This window comes from Clostridium sp. AT4 (assembly GCF_001517625.2).
Lineage (GTDB): Bacteria > Bacillota > Clostridia > Lachnospirales > Lachnospiraceae > Enterocloster.
The window spans coordinates 1,492,500-1,509,401 of record NZ_LN999828.1 but is presented as its reverse complement, the minus strand read 5'-3'; the positions used below and the strand labels follow the sequence as shown (position 1 = coordinate 1,509,401).

13 protein-coding genes and 1 tRNA gene are annotated in these 16,902 nt (G+C 48.7%); 12 read left to right on the top strand and 2 right to left on the bottom strand.

Annotated elements, in window-relative coordinates; translation table 11 throughout:
• Nucleotides 1-63 precede the first annotated feature (63 nt).
• Both nifJ and BN3656_RS13325 read left to right on the top strand, forming a co-directional pair.
• Nucleotides 64-3,600: a pyruvate:ferredoxin (flavodoxin) oxidoreductase gene (nifJ, locus tag BN3656_RS13330; RefSeq protein WP_066549025.1), complete on the top strand. Its 3,537-nt coding sequence runs from the start codon at nt 64-66 to the stop codon at nt 3,598-3,600.
• A gap of 173 nt (nt 3,601-3,773) precedes the next feature.
• Nucleotides 3,774-3,846: transfer RNA gene (locus BN3656_RS13325), tRNA-Ala, on the top strand.
• 78 nt (nt 3,847-3,924) lie between these two features.
• On the opposite strand, the gene BN3656_RS13320 is transcribed toward BN3656_RS13325, so the two are convergent.
• Both BN3656_RS13320 and BN3656_RS13315 read right to left on the bottom strand, forming a co-directional pair.
• Complete coding sequence (locus tag BN3656_RS13320; protein ID WP_066549024.1) at nt 3,925-4,797, bottom strand: methionyl aminopeptidase; 873 nt, start codon at nt 4,795-4,797, stop codon at nt 3,925-3,927.
• 90 nt (nt 4,798-4,887) lie between these two features.
• Nucleotides 4,888-5,103: a helix-turn-helix transcriptional regulator gene (locus BN3656_RS13315; RefSeq protein WP_066549023.1), complete on the bottom strand. Its 216-nt coding sequence runs from the start codon at nt 5,101-5,103 to the stop codon at nt 4,888-4,890.
• Nucleotides 5,104-5,273: 170 nt separating this feature from the next.
• Here BN3656_RS13315 and BN3656_RS16715 point away from each other — a divergent pair, with 170 nt between their 5' ends.
• The 10 genes from BN3656_RS16715 (at nt 5,274) to pfkA (ending at nt 16,855) form a co-directional block, all read left to right on the top strand.
• Nucleotides 5,274-5,423: a hypothetical protein gene (locus BN3656_RS16715; RefSeq protein WP_167544882.1), complete on the top strand. Its 150-nt coding sequence runs from the start codon at nt 5,274-5,276 to the stop codon at nt 5,421-5,423.
• Nucleotides 5,424-5,605: 182 nt separating this feature from the next.
• Nucleotides 5,606-6,136, top strand: a complete 531-nt coding sequence (locus tag BN3656_RS13310) for a DUF1653 domain-containing protein (protein ID WP_242963011.1) — start codon at nt 5,606-5,608, stop codon at nt 6,134-6,136.
• 14 nt (nt 6,137-6,150) lie between these two features.
• On the top strand, nt 6,151-8,073 hold the full coding sequence (gene uvrC / locus BN3656_RS13305) for an excinuclease ABC subunit UvrC (RefSeq protein ID WP_081422960.1): 1,923 nt from the start codon (nt 6,151-6,153) through the stop codon (nt 8,071-8,073).
• A gap of 81 nt (nt 8,074-8,154) precedes the next feature.
• Entirely contained in the window at nt 8,155-9,087 is a 933-nt protein-coding gene (gene hprK, locus BN3656_RS13300; RefSeq protein ID WP_066549018.1) for an HPr(Ser) kinase/phosphatase, read from the top strand.
• Between the two features lie 25 nt (nt 9,088-9,112).
• A complete protein-coding gene (gene murB / locus BN3656_RS13295) occupies nt 9,113-10,024 on the top strand; it encodes a UDP-N-acetylmuramate dehydrogenase (protein ID WP_066550868.1) in 912 nt (303 codons plus the stop codon).
• 37 nt (nt 10,025-10,061) lie between these two features.
• Nucleotides 10,062-10,928 carry an RNase adapter RapZ gene (gene rapZ, locus BN3656_RS13290; protein WP_066549017.1) on the top strand — a complete coding sequence of 289 codons (867 nt, stop codon included), beginning with the start codon at nt 10,062-10,064 and terminating at the stop codon, nt 10,926-10,928.
• Between the two features lie 22 nt (nt 10,929-10,950).
• A complete protein-coding gene (gene whiA / locus BN3656_RS13285; RefSeq protein WP_066549015.1) occupies nt 10,951-11,910 on the top strand; it encodes a DNA-binding protein WhiA in 960 nt (319 codons plus the stop codon).
• A gap of 36 nt (nt 11,911-11,946) precedes the next feature.
• Complete coding sequence (locus BN3656_RS13280; RefSeq protein ID WP_066549013.1) at nt 11,947-12,201, top strand: HPr family phosphocarrier protein; 255 nt, start codon at nt 11,947-11,949, stop codon at nt 12,199-12,201.
• Nucleotides 12,202-12,316: 115 nt separating this feature from the next.
• Nucleotides 12,317-15,802: a DNA polymerase III subunit alpha gene (locus BN3656_RS13275; RefSeq protein ID WP_066549007.1), complete on the top strand. Its 3,486-nt coding sequence runs from the start codon at nt 12,317-12,319 to the stop codon at nt 15,800-15,802.
• 78 nt (nt 15,803-15,880) lie between these two features.
• Nucleotides 15,881-16,855: a 6-phosphofructokinase gene (pfkA, locus tag BN3656_RS13270; protein ID WP_066549005.1), complete on the top strand. Its 975-nt coding sequence runs from the start codon at nt 15,881-15,883 to the stop codon at nt 16,853-16,855.
• The last annotated feature ends 47 nt before the right edge of the window (nt 16,856-16,902 follow it).

The following is a 16,902-nucleotide window of genomic DNA, read 5'->3' as shown; positions in this document are numbered from 1 at the left end:
GTCGGGCGGACTTACATGTATACTATCATATACATATTTCACTAATTGCAGGAGGAAATCAAAATGGCAAGAAAAATGAAAACCATGGATGGTAACCATGCAGCAGCTCATGCTTCCTATGCATTTACTGATGTAGCGGCTATTTATCCGATTACCCCATCCTCACCTATGGCAGAAGCTACAGATGAATGGGCAACAGACGGAAGAACCAACATCTTCGGTCATGAAGTTCAGATTACAGAGATGCAGTCTGAGGCTGGTGCAGCAGGTGCTGTACACGGTTCTCTGGCAGCAGGTGCGCTGACCACCACCTATACTGCTTCCCAGGGTCTGTTACTGATGATCCCTAACCTTTACAAGATCGCAGGCGAGCAGCTGCCAGGCGTATTTAACGTATCTGCCCGTGCACTGGCAAGCCATGCATTATCTATTTTCGGTGACCATTCCGACGTTTATGCCTGCCGTCAGACAGGATGCGCTATGCTGTGTGAGTCCAGCGTACAGGAAGTTATGGACTTAACTCCAGTTGCTCATCTGGCAGCAATCAAGGGCAAAGTTCCTTTCATCAACTTCTTTGACGGTTTCCGTACATCTCACGAGATCCAGAAGATCGAGACCTGGGATTACGAGGATCTGAAGGATATGGCTGATATGGATGCGATTGCAGCATTCCGTAAGAACGCTCTGAATCCAAATCATCCATGCCAGAGAGGTTCTGCTCAGAACCCTGATATTTTCTTCCAGGCAAGAGAGGCATGTAACCCCTACTACGATGCACTTCCTGCAATTGTTCAGGAGTACATGGACAAGGTTAACGCTAAGATCGGTACAGATTACAAGCTGTTCAACTACTACGGCGCTGCTGATGCAGAGCATGTGATCGTTGCTATGGGTTCTGTAAATGATACCATCGAGGAGACCATTGATTACCTGGTTGCACAGGGCAAGAAGGTTGGTGTTGTTAAAGTTCGTCTGTACAGACCATTCTGCGCACAGGCACTGATCGATACCATTCCTGAGTCTGTAAAGACCATCACTGTATTAGACAGAACAAAAGAGCCAGGCGCTATGGGCGAGCCTCTGTATCTGGATGTTGTTGCAGCTCTTAAGGGTAGCAAGTTTGACCAGATCAAGATCCAGACCGGACGTTACGGCTTAGGTTCCAAGGATACCACACCTGCTCAGATCGTAGCAGTATTTGAGAATGAGACAAAGAGCCCATTCACGATCGGTATCGTGGATGACGTTACAAATCTGTCTCTGGAGATTGGCGCTCCTTTAGTTACTACTCCAGAGGGAACAACCAACTGTAAGTTCTGGGGTCTTGGCGCTGACGGTACGGTAGGTGCTAACAAGAACTCCATCAAGATCATCGGTGATAACACTGATATGTACGCTCAGGCATACTTTGATTACGACTCCAAGAAGTCCGGCGGTGTTACCATGTCTCATCTGCGTTTCGGACACAGCCGCATCAAGTCTACCTACCTGATCCGTCAGGCTAACTTCGTTGCCTGCCACAATCCTTCTTATGTACGCAAGTACAACATGGTTCAGGAGCTGGTTGACGGCGGTACCTTCCTGTTAAACTGCCCATGGGATATGGAAGGTCTTGAGAAGCATCTGCCAGGACAGGTTAAGAAGTTCATCGCTGATCATAAGATCAACTTCTACACCATCGACGGTGTTAAGATCGGTATCGAGACCGGCATGGGCCCGACCCGTATCAATACTATCCTTCAGTCCGCATTCTTCGAGCTGACAGGCATCATTCCTGCTGAGAAGGCAAATGAACTGATGAAGGCAGCTGCAAAGGCAACCTACGGCCGCAAGGGCGAGGACGTTGTTATGAAGAACTGGGCAGCAATCGATGCCGGCGCTAAGGGCGTTCACAAGGTAGAGGTTCCTGCAAGCTGGTCTCAGTGCGAGGACGAAGGCCTTGATTATAAGGTAGTTACCGAGGGCCGCAAGGAAGTTGTTGACTTCGTAAACAACATTCAGACCAAGGTAAGCGCTCAGGAAGGAAACTCCCTGCCTGTATCTGCATTCAAGGATTACGTAGACGGTACTACACCATCTGGTTCTTCCGCATACGAGAAGCGTGGTATTGCAGTAAATGTTCCTGTATGGAATGTTGACAACTGTATCCAGTGTAACTTCTGTTCCTATGTATGTCCTCACGCTGTTATCCGTCCGGTAGCTATGACAGCTGATGAAGCTGCTAACGCTCCTGCAGATATGAAGATGAAGGATATGACCGGTATGCCAGGCTACAAGTTTGCCATGACCATCTCTGCACTTGACTGTACAGGATGTGGCTCCTGTGCAAATGTCTGCCCAGGCATGAAGGGCAACAAGGCTCTGGAGATGAAGCCTCTGGAAGAGAGCCTCAGCGAGCAGGCTATCTTTGACTTTGGCCAGACTGTATCCATCAAGGATGAGGTTGTTGCAAAGTTCAAAGAGAACACTGTTAAGGGAAGCCAGTTCAAGCAGCCTCTGCTTGAGTTCTCCGGCGCATGTGCAGGCTGTGGCGAGACTCCTTACGCTAAGCTGATCACCCAGCTGTTTGGTGATAGAATGTACATTGCAAACGCAACAGGATGTTCCTCTATCTGGGGCAACTCCTCACCTTCTACACCATACACCATGAACGCTAAGGGACAGGGTCCTGCATGGGATAACTCCCTGTTTGAGGACAATGCTGAGTTCGGTTATGGTATGTTACTGGCTCAGAACGCAATCAGAGACGGCTTAAAGGCTAAGGTTGAGAGCGTTATGACAAATGAGAACGCAACTGACGATATCAAGGCAGCCTGCAAGGAGTGGTTAGATACCTATGGCATCGGCGCTCTGAACGGTTCTGCAACCGATCGTCTGGTTGCTGCATTATCCGGCGTTGACTGCCCGGTTTGCAAGGACATCGTAGCTAACAAGGATTTCCTGGCTAAGAAGTCTCAGTGGATCTTCGGCGGTGACGGATGGGCTTACGATATCGGCTTCGGCGGCGTAGACCACGTTCTGGCTTCCGGTAAGGATATTAACATCATGGTATACGATACCGAGGTTTACTCCAATACAGGCGGACAGGCTTCCAAGGCTACCAAGACCGGTGCAGTTGCTCAGTTCGCAGCTGGCGGTAAGGAGACCAAGAAGAAGGATCTGGCTGGCATCGCTATGAGCTACGGCTATGTATACGTTGCACAGATCTGTATGGGCGGCGACATGCAGCAGACCGTTAAGGCACTGGCTGAGGCTGAGGCATATCCGGGACCATCTCTGATCATTGCATATGCTCCATGTATCAACCATGGTATCAAGAAGGGCATGAACAAGGCTCAGACTGAGGAGAAGCTGGCATTAGAGTGTGGCTACTGGAATAACTTCCGTTACAATCCTGCAGCAGAGAAGAAGTTCACTCTGGATTCCAAGGCTCCTAAGATGGAAGGCTATCAGGACTTCTTAAAGGGCGAGGTTCGTTACCTGTCTCTGACCATGAAGAATCCTGAGAGAGCAGCAGAGCTGTTCGCACGCAACGAGCAGGAGGCTAAGGAGCGCTTTGAGCACTTATCCAAGCTGGTTGCTCTGTATGGAAATGAATAATTTCTACAGTGAAAATGTATATTAAATGATAGAAGCTCCCCGGAAGGCGAAAACCTTTCGGGGAGCTTGTGTCTTGGAAACCTTTTGAGAAAAGTTTGGAAAATACTTGATTTATTCTGCCGGATATGGTATTATCAACGAGTCGACGCCAGTTGATATAAATATGTTCCAATGGGGGTATAGCTCAGTTGGGAGAGCGCTTGCATGGCATGCAAGAGGTCATGGGTTCGAATCCCACTATCTCCATTAAAAAAAGTCCTGTAATACAGGACTTTTTTTAATGCGTGCTGCATTTCGTGCTGCATACTCCATTCGGAAAATCGTCTACCACGCCAGTATTTCATATCCATCCTCTGTGATCAGCACCTGGATTTCCCATTGGGCGGAGGGCAGTCCGTCATCCGTATATACCGTCCAGTCGTTGTCCGCATCCACAAATACATCCGGCCGTCCCATATTTACCATGGGTTCAATGGTAAAGCACATTCCGGGAACCATGAGCATTTCTGTACCTTTTTTGGACACATAGCTTACCCAGGGTTCTTCATGGAATTCCAGTCCCACGCCGTGACCGCCGATTTCACGGACAATGCTGCAGCCGTTTTCTTTGGCAAAATTATGGATTGCCTGCCCCATATCACCTAAAAATCCCCAGGGACGTACTTCTGTCAAACCAATCTCCAGACATTGTTTTGCTGTATCTACCAATCGTTTTTTCTCCGGAGAAACCGCTCCGATGCAGAACATACGGGAGGAATCAGAAAAATAACCATTATAGATAGTAGAGACGTCTATGTTTATAATATCGCCTTCTTTCAGAATGTCATTTTCGGATGGAATGCCGTGGCATACCTGGTCATTGACAGAGGTGCAGACGCTTCTGGGAAAGCCGTTATAGCCCAGAGGCGCGGGAATGCCTCCTAAACGGGTGGTCTGTTCATAGACCCACAGATCGATCTGGGCAGTAGTGATGCCGGGGCCGATATGTGCAGCTACATAATCAAGAACTGCTACATTGATCCGGGCACTCTCTTTTATGCCGTGGATCTGTTCGGATGTTTTTAATAAGGCTCTGGTGGGGACGATGGCGCCCTGACGACGGAACTGGGTCAGCTTTTCTTCCAGCTCCATGTGACAGTCTTTGTATTTTTTACCGCTGCCGCACCAGCAGGGATCATTTCTTCCAATCTTCTGCATTACAAAGAAACCTCCTTATACGTTAAGCTTCTTAAAGTATAGCACAGGAAAAAACAGAAGGCTATTGTAAAATGTTCAGAGTTTAACCGTTTAATGTGGTTTATCTTCAGGAGGTATGTACGCGGCAATTTCACCCACCTGGCAGTTCAGAATATGGCACAGATCGTCAATGGTGATTGTGCTTAAGGGTTTATCCTTTCGCAGACGGTCAATGGTAGCACTGGAAATTTGATGTTTATGGATTAGGGTATAGGTGGTTTCGGGTGACTTTTTCAGGGTTTCCCAGAATGGCTTATAAGTAATCATAAATATTCCTCCTTATCAGAAGTATAAAATTAACAGCCTCTACTATATAAAACGGATGAAGAAGAGAAATTCCCCGTCTGTCAGAAAAAAATTTAAAACTTGCATTTTTGCGGAAAAACGGTATAATGTGAGTCGGATCCAGATGTGGTCCTTAGGAGGAAAAGAGGATTATGAAACTGAAAAAAGGATTGGAATGCTTTGCCTGGGTGATTCTGGCAGCAGTGCTGATTCTTGTAAATGCGGCAGCGGCGAATGCAGATGAATTTTCCGGTCAGGAATATTTAGCTGCAGGAAAAGACGCAGCAGCTTCTTTACAGTAAGGAATGCAGAAGCATACCTTTTCAGACCCAGGTGTACGCCCCGCAGCTTTGCAGACAGCATAGCAGCGGGGCGTTTTTATCTGTCCGGACAAAATTCCGTTGATTCTAAAATGAGATATGGTATACTAAAAAGATAAACACAGAGTTCGGCATAGGCCGGGCGGAAATGAGGTAGATGCATTTTGCAGCAGAGAGAGTGTATGCCTGTGCCGGGAGCATTTTACAGGCATTTTAAAAATAAACTGTATCAGGTCATAGCAGTGGCTGTTCATTCAGAAACAGGAGAGCCTATGGTGGTGTATCAGGCACTGTATGGAACATTTGGTATGTATGTCCGCCCTCTGGAGATGTTTATGAGTCCGGTAGACCGGGAAAAATATCCGGATGCGGATCAGGAATACCGTTTTGAGCGTGTATGGCCGGAGAATGATCCTGTAAGAACTGCCTGGCAGGAAAGGGAACAGGGGGAGACGGATAAGGAAGAGGAACTTCCAGGCCCCTGGCTGGAGCGTTTTTTGGATGCGCTGCGCCCTGAGGATAAGTTAGCTGTTTTGAAACAGATGGAAGGAAAGGCAACCAAACGGGAGCTGGATTGTATGTTTATGGCTATGGATTTAAAACCGGAGCCGGAAATGCCTGTGGAGGAGCAGATTCAGGCGCTCCGCCGCTATGTACAGCTTCTGCGCCGCTATGACGGCACACGGCTGCGCTGAACAGGAGGGTTTTGATGTTTGATCTGGAAGAGGAATTAAAAAAACTCCCTGCCAGTCCGGGCGTTTATCTGATGCACAATGACAGGGATGAAATCATCTATGTGGGAAAGGCAGTCAGCTTAAAAAACCGGGTGCGCCAGTATTTTCAGAGCAGCCGGAATAAGACTGCCAAGATCGAACAGATGGTTTCCCATATTGCCTGGTTTGAGTACATTCTAACCGATTCAGAGCTGGAAGCGCTGGTATTGGAATGCAATCTGATCAAGGAGCATCGCCCCAGATACAATACCATGTTAAAGGATGATAAGACATATCCTTACATCAAGGCTACGGTGGGTGAGGATTTCCCAAGACTTTTATTTTCAAGGGATATGAAAAAGGATGGGCGCAGCCGGTATTTTGGCCCATATACCAGCGCCGGGGCAGTCAAGGATACGCTGGATTTGATCCATAAGCTGTACCGGATCCGCACCTGCAGCCGGAATCTGCCGAAGGATACGGGAAAGGAGAGACCCTGCTTAAATTACCACATCAAGCAGTGTGATGCTCCCTGTCAGGGGTATATTTCAAAGGAGGATTATCAGAAGTCCTTTGGACAGGCGCTTGATTTTTTAGGAGGCCATTACGAGCCTCTTCTGCGTTCCCTGAAGGAGAAAATGGAGCAGGCGTCGGAGCAAATGGAGTTTGAAAAGGCCATTGAATACCGGGAGCTGTTAAACAGTGTAAAGCAGGTGGCACAGAAGCAGAAAATTACCAGCAGCAGCATGGAGGACCGTGATATTGTGGCTCTGGCAAGAGACGAAAGGGACGCTGTGGTACAGGTATTTTTTATCAGGGAAGGAAAGCTGATCGGAAGGGATCATTTTCATTTGTCAGCGGGAGCGGCAGAGAGCGAGGAGGAGATTCTGGACGGCTTTGTAAAGCAGTTTTATGCAGGAACGCCGTTTATCCCAAGGGAGCTTTGGCTTCAGTATCCCATTATAGACAGCGAGGTTATCAGCCAGTGGCTGACCGCGAAAAGGGGACAGAAGGTAAGGCTGGTGGTGCCCCAGAAGGGGGAGAAGGAAAGGCTGGTGGAGCTGGCGGCAAGAAATGCGGCTCTGGTTCTGTCTCAGGATAAGGAACGGATCAAAAAGGAAGAACTGCGTACCATAGGAGCCATGAACCAGATTGGAGCGCTCATTGGGATCGGTGCAGTGCGCCGGGTGGAGGCCTTTGACATTTCCAATACAAGCGGCGTGGAGTCGGTAGGTTCTATGGTAGTTTATGAGGACGGAAAGCCAAAGCGCAGTGACTACAGGAAATTTAAGATCCGCACCGTCCAGGGGCCAAATGACTATGCCTCCATGGAAGAGGTTTTAACCAGGCGGTTTTCTCATGGAATGGAGGAGGCAAAGAACCTCAGAGCGGAGGGAAAGGAACTTTCTTTTGGAAGCTTTACCCGTTTTCCGGATCTGATCATGATGGACGGCGGAAGAGGACAGGTCAATATTGCCCTTGGGGTTCTTGAACAGATGGGCCTTTCCATTCCGGTATGCGGCATGGTAAAGGATGATTTTCACCGCACCAGAGGCCTGTATTTCAACAATAAAGAGGTGCCTATTGACCGGCACAGCGAGGGCTTCCGGCTTATTACGCGGATTCAGGATGAAGCCCACCGGTTTGCCATTGAATATCACCGAAGCCTTCGGGGAAAAGGGCAGGTAAGATCGGTACTGGATGAGATCCCGGGCATCGGCCCTGCCAGACGGAAGGCGCTGATGCGCCAGTTTAAGGATATCGAGGCCATAAGAAATGCAGGCATCCAGGAGCTGGCCCAGACGCCTCAGATGAATCAGAAGGCCGCAGAGGCCGTTTACCATTTTTTTCGTAAAACAGGGGGTCATTCGTTCTGCGGCGGAATGTGCGCGGATGTAAAAACACATGACAATCAGTGAAACTTGTGATAGTATATATGTTAACCAGATAGCCTTTCCGCGTCCATGTGCGGAGAGCAGACACAAGGGGGTAATTATACCATGCATGGAGTAACCATCAGTGAGCTTATTGAGAAAATGAAACTGCGCAACACCACACCGGAGATTGATACGGATAAGATCGTACTGACCCATCCAGATGTAAACCGTCCTGCGCTGCAGCTTACCGGATTTTTCGATCACTTTGACAGAGAGCGCGTACAGATCATAGGATACGTGGAGCAGGCATATATCAATACCATGGACAGAGAAGTGAAGCGTCAGATGTATGATAAGCTGACCTCCAGCCAGATTCCCTGCCTTGTATTCAGCCGGGGACAGAATCCTGATGATGATCTGCTGGAATACTGCAATTATTACGGTGTTCCCTGTCTTGTATCAGATAAGACAACTTCCTCTCTGATGGCAGAGGTCATCCGCTGGCTCAATGTGAAGCTGGCTCCCTGCATCAGCATCCACGGAGTGCTTCTTGACGTATTCGGTGAAGGTGTGCTGATCATGGGAGAGAGCGGGATCGGAAAGAGTGAGGCGGCGCTGGAGCTGTTAAAGAGGGGACACCGCCTTGTGACGGATGATGTGGTGGAGATCCGCCGTGTCAGCGACGATACCCTGATCGGAAGCGCGCCGGATATTACCCGGCATTTTATTGAGCTTCGTGGTATCGGGATCATTGATGTAAAGACTCTGTACGGTGTTGAGAGTGTAAAGGATACACAGTCGATCGATATGGTGATCAAGCTAGAGGACTGGAACCGGGATAAGGAGTATGACCGCCTGGGCCTGGAAGATCAGTATACGGAATTTTTGGGCAATCAGGTTGTGTGCCACACCATTCCCATCCGTCCCGGACGAAATCTTGCCATAATCGTAGAGTCGGCGGCTGTAAACCACCGCCAGAAGAAGATGGGCTACAATGCGGCTCAGGAGCTGTATAACCGTGTACAGGCAAATTTAAAAAACGGGATGAATGACTGATATTCAGACCGGAGAAAGGAAACAGATGGAGCTTAAAGAAAAACTGCAGGCTCTTTTGGAGCTGGAGGACTTTCCGTGCCGTTTTATGGAGCCTATGAGCAGCCACACCACTTTTCGGATCGGAGGTCCCGCAGCGGCTTATGTATGTCCGTCCGGAGAGACAGAGCTTAAAACGGTCCTCTCTTTCTGCAGAAGGGAGAAGCTTCCGTTTTTCATTCTGGGAAATGGAAGCAACCTACTGGTCAGTGATGCAGGATATGAGGGAGTGGTTATTTCCACGACAGAGGGGCTGACGCGTCTTGAGGCAGAAGGAGAGAGGATTTTTGCATCATCCGGACAGCTTTTAAGCCGAACGGCGAAAAGAGCTTTAAAGGAGGGGCTTACAGGTCTTGAATTTGCGGCCGGGATTCCGGGAACCATAGGAGGCGCTCTGGTGATGAATGCCGGGGCCTATGGGTCAGAGATAAAGGATGTACTGGAGTATGCCAGAGTTATGACGCCGGAGGGAGAGATTCTTACTCTTGGGCCAAAGGAGCTTAAGATGGATTACCGCACCAGCTGTATCCCTGCTATGGGTTATACCGTGCTGGATGCCTGCTTTCGCCTGAAAAAGGGAAATCGGGATGAGATTGAGGCGTATATGAATGAACTGTCTTTAAAACGCAGGGAAAAGCAGCCTCTTCAGTATCCGAGTGCGGGCAGTACCTTTAAACGGCCAAAAGGGCATTTTGCGGCCAGACTCATTGAGGATGCCGGATTAAAAGGCTTTACCGTCGGCGGCGCGCAGGTATCCCAAAAGCACAGCGGCTTTGTGATTAACAGGGGCGATGCCACAGCGGCAGATGTGATGGAACTCTGCCGTCAGATTCGGGAGCGGGTAAAGACACAGTTTGATGTGGAGCTGGAAATGGAAGTAAAGACACTGGGGAAATTTTAAGGTGGATTACGATAAAGAGTACGAGGTGAACTGACAGATGAAGCTTGTAATTGTCACCGGAATGTCTGGGGCCGGAAAAACCATTGCTTTAAAAATGCTGGAGGATCTGGGGTTTTACTGTGTGGACAATCTGCCTATCTCCCTGGCAGATAAATTCGTGCAGCTGGTATCGGACGGAGGAACTGTGCAGAAGGCGGCTCTGGGGATCGATATCCGCAGCGGGGAGGGTCTAAAAGATCTGGAAGGCGTTATCGAAAAGTGGCGCAGAGAACAGATGGATGTACAGATCCTTTTTCTGGATGCAAGCAATACCGCTTTGATCAAACGCTATAAGGAAACAAGACGTTCCCATCCTCTGGCCGGAAAGGGACGGCTGGAAACAGGCATTGAAAAGGAACGGGCCAGAGTGGCGTTTTTAAAGAAGGGATCGGATTTTATTATTGATACCAGCATGCTTTTGACAAAGGAACTGCGTCAGGAGCTGGAAAAGATATTTTTAAAGGAAGAAAGCTTTAAAAATATGTTTGTTACCGTTATGTCCTTTGGCTTTAAGTATGGTATTCCTGAGGATGCAGATCTGGTCTTTGATGTGCGTTTCCTCCCGAACCCTTATTATGTGGAGGAGCTGCGTCCCCTGACCGGAGAAAACCAGTCTGTGAGGGATTATGTGATGCAGGGGAATACAGCAGAGACGTTTATAGAGAAGCTGAATGACATGATGGATTTCCTTCTTCCCAATTATATCAATGAAGGGAAAAATCAGCTGGTTATCGCTGTCGGATGCACCGGGGGAAAGCACCGGTCTGTCACCATTGCAAAGGCTCTGTATGACCATTTGAAGAGCCACGGAGAATATGGGATCCGCATGGATCACAGAGATATTGATAAGGATAGTAAACGATAACAGGGAAAGTTAAGAGGGAGCAATGTCATTTTCTTCCAAAGTAAAGGAGGAACTGTCCAGACAGTGGTCTCCGGCAAGGCACTGCCAGATCGCAGAAACAGCGGCTGTTTTAAGCCTCTGCGGCCGGGTAAAGATATCGGCCTCCGATCACTATGCCATTGAGATCCATACAGAAAATCTGGCAGTTGCAAGAAAATACTTTACATTATTGAAAAAAACATTTAATATAAATACGGATGTTTTAATCCGCCGGGGTCAGATGCCGGGGCGGAGCCGAACATATATGGTAGCAGTGAGAGAGCATGAGGATGCGCTCCGGGTTCTTCAGGCGTCCAAACTTTTGGATTCTTATGGAGAAATTGCGGAGGATCTGTCGCTGATACATAACGTTGTGGTGCAGAATGTCTGCTGTAAGCGGGCATTTATCCGCGGGGCCTTCCTTTCGGCGGGTTCCATCAGTGATCCGGAAAAGTTCTACCATTTTGAGATCACCTGTGCATCCATGCGGAAGGCAAAGCAGCTTCAGGGGCTGATGGCTTCATTTGATATTGAGGCCAGGATCGTTCTGCGCAAACGCTATTTTGTAGTGTATGTAAAGGAGGGAAGCCAGATCGCAGAGCTGCTTCAGATCATGGAGGCGCCGGTGGCGCTTATGGAGCTGGAAAATATCCGGATCGTAAAGGAGATGCGAAACAGCGTAAACCGTCAGGTAAACTGCGAGACTGCCAATATCAATAAAACGGTTTCGGCAGCCGTAAAGCAAATGGAGGATATCCGGTATATTCAGGATACCATAGGACTTGAGTCCCTTCCGGAGAACCTTCAGGAAATGGCAAGAGTGAGGCTGGAACGGCCGGAGGCGACACTTAAGGAGCTGGGGGAAGCTCTGGAGCCGCCGGTGGGAAAGTCAGGAGTCAATCACCGGCTGAGAAAACTCAGCCTTATGGCGGAGGATTTAAGGGAAAAGTTCCCGGAGCAGTAAGGAAACGCTCCATCCGCAGATATGAGGAGGATAATCATGAAGAAAAAAATAATTACCGTTGAACTGCCCGATGGATTAGAAGCAAGACCGGCCGCTATGCTGGTGCAGGTTGCCAGCCAGTACGACAGCAGAATCTATCTGGAGTCCGGTTCCAAGCGTGTAAATGCAAAGAGTATTATGGGAATGATGACCCTTGGGCTGATTGCCGGCCAGTCCATCACAGTAGAGGCTGACGGTGCGGATGAGGATCAGGCAGTGTCTGAGATTGAGAAGTATCTCATCAATGCATAAGTGTTTCAGAGAGATTAAAAGGATAGTTGGAAACCAGGCAGTGCAGAAGGCTGCCTGGTTTTTTTCATAACAGACAGGAACAGGACGTTGTTCCGGGAAAGGAGAATCAGTATATATGGCGTTTACACATTTGCACGTCCATACAGAATACAGTCTTTTAGACGGCTCATCCAAGATAAAAGAGCTGACCGCCAGGGCAAAGGAGCTGGGAATGGACAGCCTGGCGATCACGGATCATGGCGTAATGTATGGAGTGATTGATTTTTACCGGGCGGCAAAGGAAGTGGGAATTAAACCGATCCTGGGCTGCGAGGTATATGTGGCTCCTGGATCCAGGTTTGACCGGGAAAATACGGGAGGAGAGGATCGGTATTACCATCTGGTTCTTCTGGCAGAAAATGATCAGGGTTATAAAAACCTGATGAAGATCGTATCCAAGGGCTTTGTGGAAGGCTTTTACTATAAGCCCCGTGTAGACTATGAGGTTCTGGAAACGTATCACGAAGGAGTCATTGCCCTCAGCGCCTGTCTGGCCGGAGAAGTGCAGAAATATCTGGCCAGAGGAATGTATGAGGAGGCCATGCGTTCTGCACAGCGGTATGAGGGGATATTTGGGAAAAATAATTTCTTTCTGGAGCTTCAGGATCATGGGCTTCCAGAACAGAAGATGGTAAATCAGGGACTTCTCAGGCTGAGCAGGGACACGGGGATTGAACTGGTCGCCACCAATGATATCCATTATACCTTTGCAGAGGATGAAAAGGCTCACGATATCCTGCTGTGCATCCAGACCGGCAAAAAAGTAGCGGATGAAGACCGGATGCGCTATGCAGGCGGCCAGTATTACTGTAAATCCGAGGAGGAGATGCAGGCCCTTTTCCCATACGCCAGAGAAGCCCTTGAAAATACACATAAAATTGCAGAGCGCTGCAATGTGGAGATTGAATTCGGCGTCACCAAGCTGCCAAAGTATGAGGTGCCGGAGGGCTTTGACTCCTGGACGTATCTGAATCATCTCTGCCGGGAGGGCTTTAAGACCCGATATCCAAAGGATGACGGCACGTTAAGCCGGCGCCTGGACTATGAGCTGGATGTAATCCGTACCATGGGGTATGTGGATTATTTCCTGATCGTATGGGATTTTATCAACTATGCCCGCTCAAAGGATATTATGGTGGGACCGGGACGTGGTTCTGCCGCGGGAAGCATTGTTTCCTATACTCTGGGCATTACCAATATTGACCCGGTGCGCTATAACCTGCTTTTTGAGCGCTTTTTAAACCCGGAGCGAGTTTCCATGCCTGATATTGACGTGGATTTCTGCTACGAGCGCCGCCAGGAGGTCATTGATTATGTGGTGGAGAAATACGGCAAAGACCAGGTGGTTCAGATCGTTACTTTCGGTACTCTGGCAGCCAAGGGTGTGGTCCGTGATGTAGGCCGTGTGCTGGATCTGCCCTACGCCATGTGTGATTCCATTGCAAAGATGATCCCAAATGATCTTGGAATGACACTGGACAAGGCCATAGCGGCAAATCCGGATTTAAGAAAGCTTTATAATGAGGACCCGCAGGTAAAATACCTGATCGATATGTCAAAGCGTCTGGAGGGCCTTCCAAGACATACCTCCATGCACGCGGCGGGAGTGGTGATCGGCAGCCGCTCCATTGACGAATTTGTACCGCTTTCCAAGGCGGCAGACGGCACCATTACCACCCAGTTTACCATGACGACCATTGAGGAGCTGGGGCTTCTTAAAATGGATTTTCTGGGCCTGCGTACACTGACTGTGATCCAGAATGCCGTGCATCTGGCTGAGAAGGATTACGGCATTTCCATTGATATTGACCATATTGATTTTGATGATAAAAGGGTACTTGAATCCATCGGGACTGGAAGAACCGAGGGCGTGTTCCAGCTGGAAAGCGGCGGGATGAAGAGCTTTATGAAGGAGCTTAAGCCGGAGAATCTGGAGGATATTATTGCGGGAATTTCCCTTTACCGTCCCGGCCCCATGGACTTTATTCCCAGATATTTAAAAGGAAAGAATGATAAAAGCTCCATTACCTATGAATGCCCTCAGCTGGAGTCGATTCTGAGCCCGACTTACGGGTGTATTGTATACCAGGAGCAGGTAATGCAGATCGTCCGCGACCTGGCCGGATATACCATGGGACGAAGCGACCTGGTGCGCCGTGCCATGAGTAAGAAAAAGACTGCTGTGATGGAAAAAGAGCGTCAGAATTTCGTTTACGGAAATGAAGCCGAGGGAGTAAAGGGCTGTATTGCAAACGGTATTGATGAAAAGACGGCCAATCATATTTACGATGAAATGATCGACTTTGCAAAGTATGCCTTTAATAAGTCCCACGCGGCAGCTTATGCCGTGGTTTCCTACCAGACCGCTTATCTGAAATACTACTATCCAAAGGAGTTTATGGCGGCCCTTATGTCTTCTGTGATGGAAAATGTGAGCAAGTTTTCCGAATATATTTTAAACTGCCGCCGCATGATGAATATCGCAGTTCTTCCTCCTGATATCAATGAGGGAGAGAGCGGATTTTCCGTGTCCGGCGGAGGAATCCGCTATGGCCTTTCTGCGATTAAAAGCGTGGGAAAGCCGGTGGTAGACGCGATTCTGGAGGAACGGGCGAAGAATGGAAAATTCCGTACCATGGAGGATTTTATCAACCGTATGACCCAGAGAGAGGTAAACCGCCGTACGCTGGAAAATTTCATCAAATCAGGCGCACTGGATTCCCTTCCCGGCACAAGACGGCAGAAGATGGCTGTGGGGCCAGCACTTCTTGAGAATAAGGCCAGAGAGCGGAAGAATGCCTTTGAGGGACAGCTGAGCCTTTTTGATATAGCCGGAGAAGAGGAAAAAAAGGAGTTTGAGGTTGTATTTCCTGATGTGGGGGAATATGCAAAAGAAGAGCTGCTTGCCTTTGAAAAGGATATTTTAGGCGTATACATCAGCGGTCATCCGCTGGATGATTATGAGGCATTGTGGCGGAAAAATATCACTGCTACAGCAGCTGATTTTATCGTGGATGAGGAGACGGAGGAGGCCGTGGTAAAGGACGGCATAAAGGCTGTCATAGGCGGATTGGTAACGGGAAAAACGGTCAAGACTACCCGCACAGGCCAGCTGATGGCCTTTATCACGCTGGAGGATCTGATGGGATCAGTGGAAGTGATCGTATTTCCAAGAGACTATGAAAATAACAGGGATCTTCTAACAGAGGATGAAAAGCTCTTTATCCGGGGACGTGTTTCACTGGGAGATGAACCGGTAGGAAAACTGGTCTGCGAGCAGGTGATCCCCTTTGATGCTGTGTCCCGTCAGCTGTGGCTGCAGTTTGAAGATATGGCCGGGTATCAGGCAGCGGAGGCAGAGCTTATGGAGCTTCTAAAATCCAGTGAGGGAAATGATCAGGTAATCATCTATTTAAAAAAGGAACGGGCGAAAAAAATGCTCCCTCCCAACTGGAACGTAATGGCGGATGCAGGACTTTTAAATCGCCTGTACTGTAAAGTTGGTGAAAAAAATGTCAAAGTCGTAGAAATGACTCTTGATAAATCATGGAAAATGAATTAGAATAGCGTTGTGTGTAAAATAGAAAGAAGAAAACAACAGGCATAGATGGATATGCTTAATATAAGGAGGTAAATTGCTATGGCAAAGGCAGTGAAGACCATTGGAGTATTAACCAGCGGCGGTGACGCACCAGGCATGAACGCAGCAATCCGCGCAGTTGTGCGCGTTGCGATCAATAAAGGACTGAAGGTAAAGGGTATTATGAGAGGCTATGCCGGTCTTCTGGAAGAGGAGATCGTGGACATGGAGTCCACCAGTGTTTCAGACACCATTAACCGCGGCGGAACCATTCTTTATACAGCAAGATGCAAGGAATTTACCACTCCTGAGGGTCAGCAGAGAGGTGCTGAGATCTGCCGCAAGCACGGAATTGACGGCATGGTGGTAATCGGCGGCGACGGTTCCTTTAAGGGAGCAGGAAAGCTGTCCGCCCTGGGGATCAATACCATTGGCCTTCCGGGAACCATTGACCTGGATATTGCATGTACCGATTACACCATCGGCTTTGATACGGCAGTCAATACGGCAATGGAGGCCATTGATAAGATCCGCGATACATCCACTTCCCATGAGCGTTGCAGCATTGTAGAGGTAATGGGACGCAATGCGGGATATATTGCTTTATGGTGCGGTATTGCAAACGGTGCAGAGGATATTCTGCTTCCGGAGCGTTACGACGGAGATGAGCAGGCACTGATCAACCGGATCATTGAGAACCGTAAGAGGGGAAAGAAGCACAACATTATCATCAATGCAGAGGGAATCGGTCATTCCAGCTCTATGGCAAAGCGTATTGAGGCTGCCACAGGCATTGAGACAAGAGCTACCATTCTGGGCCACATGCAGCGCGGCGGAACGCCTACCTGCAAGGACCGTGTGTATGCGTCCATTATGGGAGCCAGAGCGGCAGAGCTTTTGGTAGAAGGAAAGAGCAACCGTCTGGTGGCATACAGAAAGGGCGAATTTGTGGATTTCGATATCCAGGAAGCATTAAATATGAAGAAGGATATCTCAGAAGAACAGTTTAATATTGCAAAGATGCTGGTAAGATAAGAATTGCAGAAAAGAGGTCCGCTGTCTGTATGGGCAGCGGACCTTTG

What these genes read in the sequence shown, in the direction of transcription:
- nifJ (WP_066549025.1), top strand. Translation starts at nt 64, where the DNA reads ATGGCAAGAAAAATGAAAACCATGGATGGTAACCATGCAGCAGCTCAT.
- BN3656_RS13320 (WP_066549024.1), bottom strand. Translation starts at nt 4,797, where the DNA reads ATGCAGAAGATTGGAAGAAATGATCCCTGCTGGTGCGGCAGCGGTAAA.
- BN3656_RS13315 (WP_066549023.1), bottom strand. Translation starts at nt 5,103, where the DNA reads ATGATTACTTATAAGCCATTCTGGGAAACCCTGAAAAAGTCACCCGAA.
- BN3656_RS16715 (WP_167544882.1), top strand. Translation starts at nt 5,274, where the DNA reads ATGAAACTGAAAAAAGGATTGGAATGCTTTGCCTGGGTGATTCTGGCA.
- uvrC (WP_081422960.1), top strand. Translation starts at nt 6,151, where the DNA reads ATGTTTGATCTGGAAGAGGAATTAAAAAAACTCCCTGCCAGTCCGGGC.
- hprK (WP_066549018.1), top strand. Translation starts at nt 8,155, where the DNA reads ATGCATGGAGTAACCATCAGTGAGCTTATTGAGAAAATGAAACTGCGC.
- murB (WP_066550868.1), top strand. Translation starts at nt 9,113, where the DNA reads ATGGAGCTTAAAGAAAAACTGCAGGCTCTTTTGGAGCTGGAGGACTTT.
- rapZ (WP_066549017.1), top strand. Translation starts at nt 10,062, where the DNA reads ATGAAGCTTGTAATTGTCACCGGAATGTCTGGGGCCGGAAAAACCATT.
- whiA (WP_066549015.1), top strand. Translation starts at nt 10,951, where the DNA reads ATGTCATTTTCTTCCAAAGTAAAGGAGGAACTGTCCAGACAGTGGTCT.
- BN3656_RS13280 (WP_066549013.1), top strand. Translation starts at nt 11,947, where the DNA reads ATGAAGAAAAAAATAATTACCGTTGAACTGCCCGATGGATTAGAAGCA.
- BN3656_RS13275 (WP_066549007.1), top strand. Translation starts at nt 12,317, where the DNA reads ATGGCGTTTACACATTTGCACGTCCATACAGAATACAGTCTTTTAGAC.
- pfkA (WP_066549005.1), top strand. Translation starts at nt 15,881, where the DNA reads ATGGCAAAGGCAGTGAAGACCATTGGAGTATTAACCAGCGGCGGTGAC.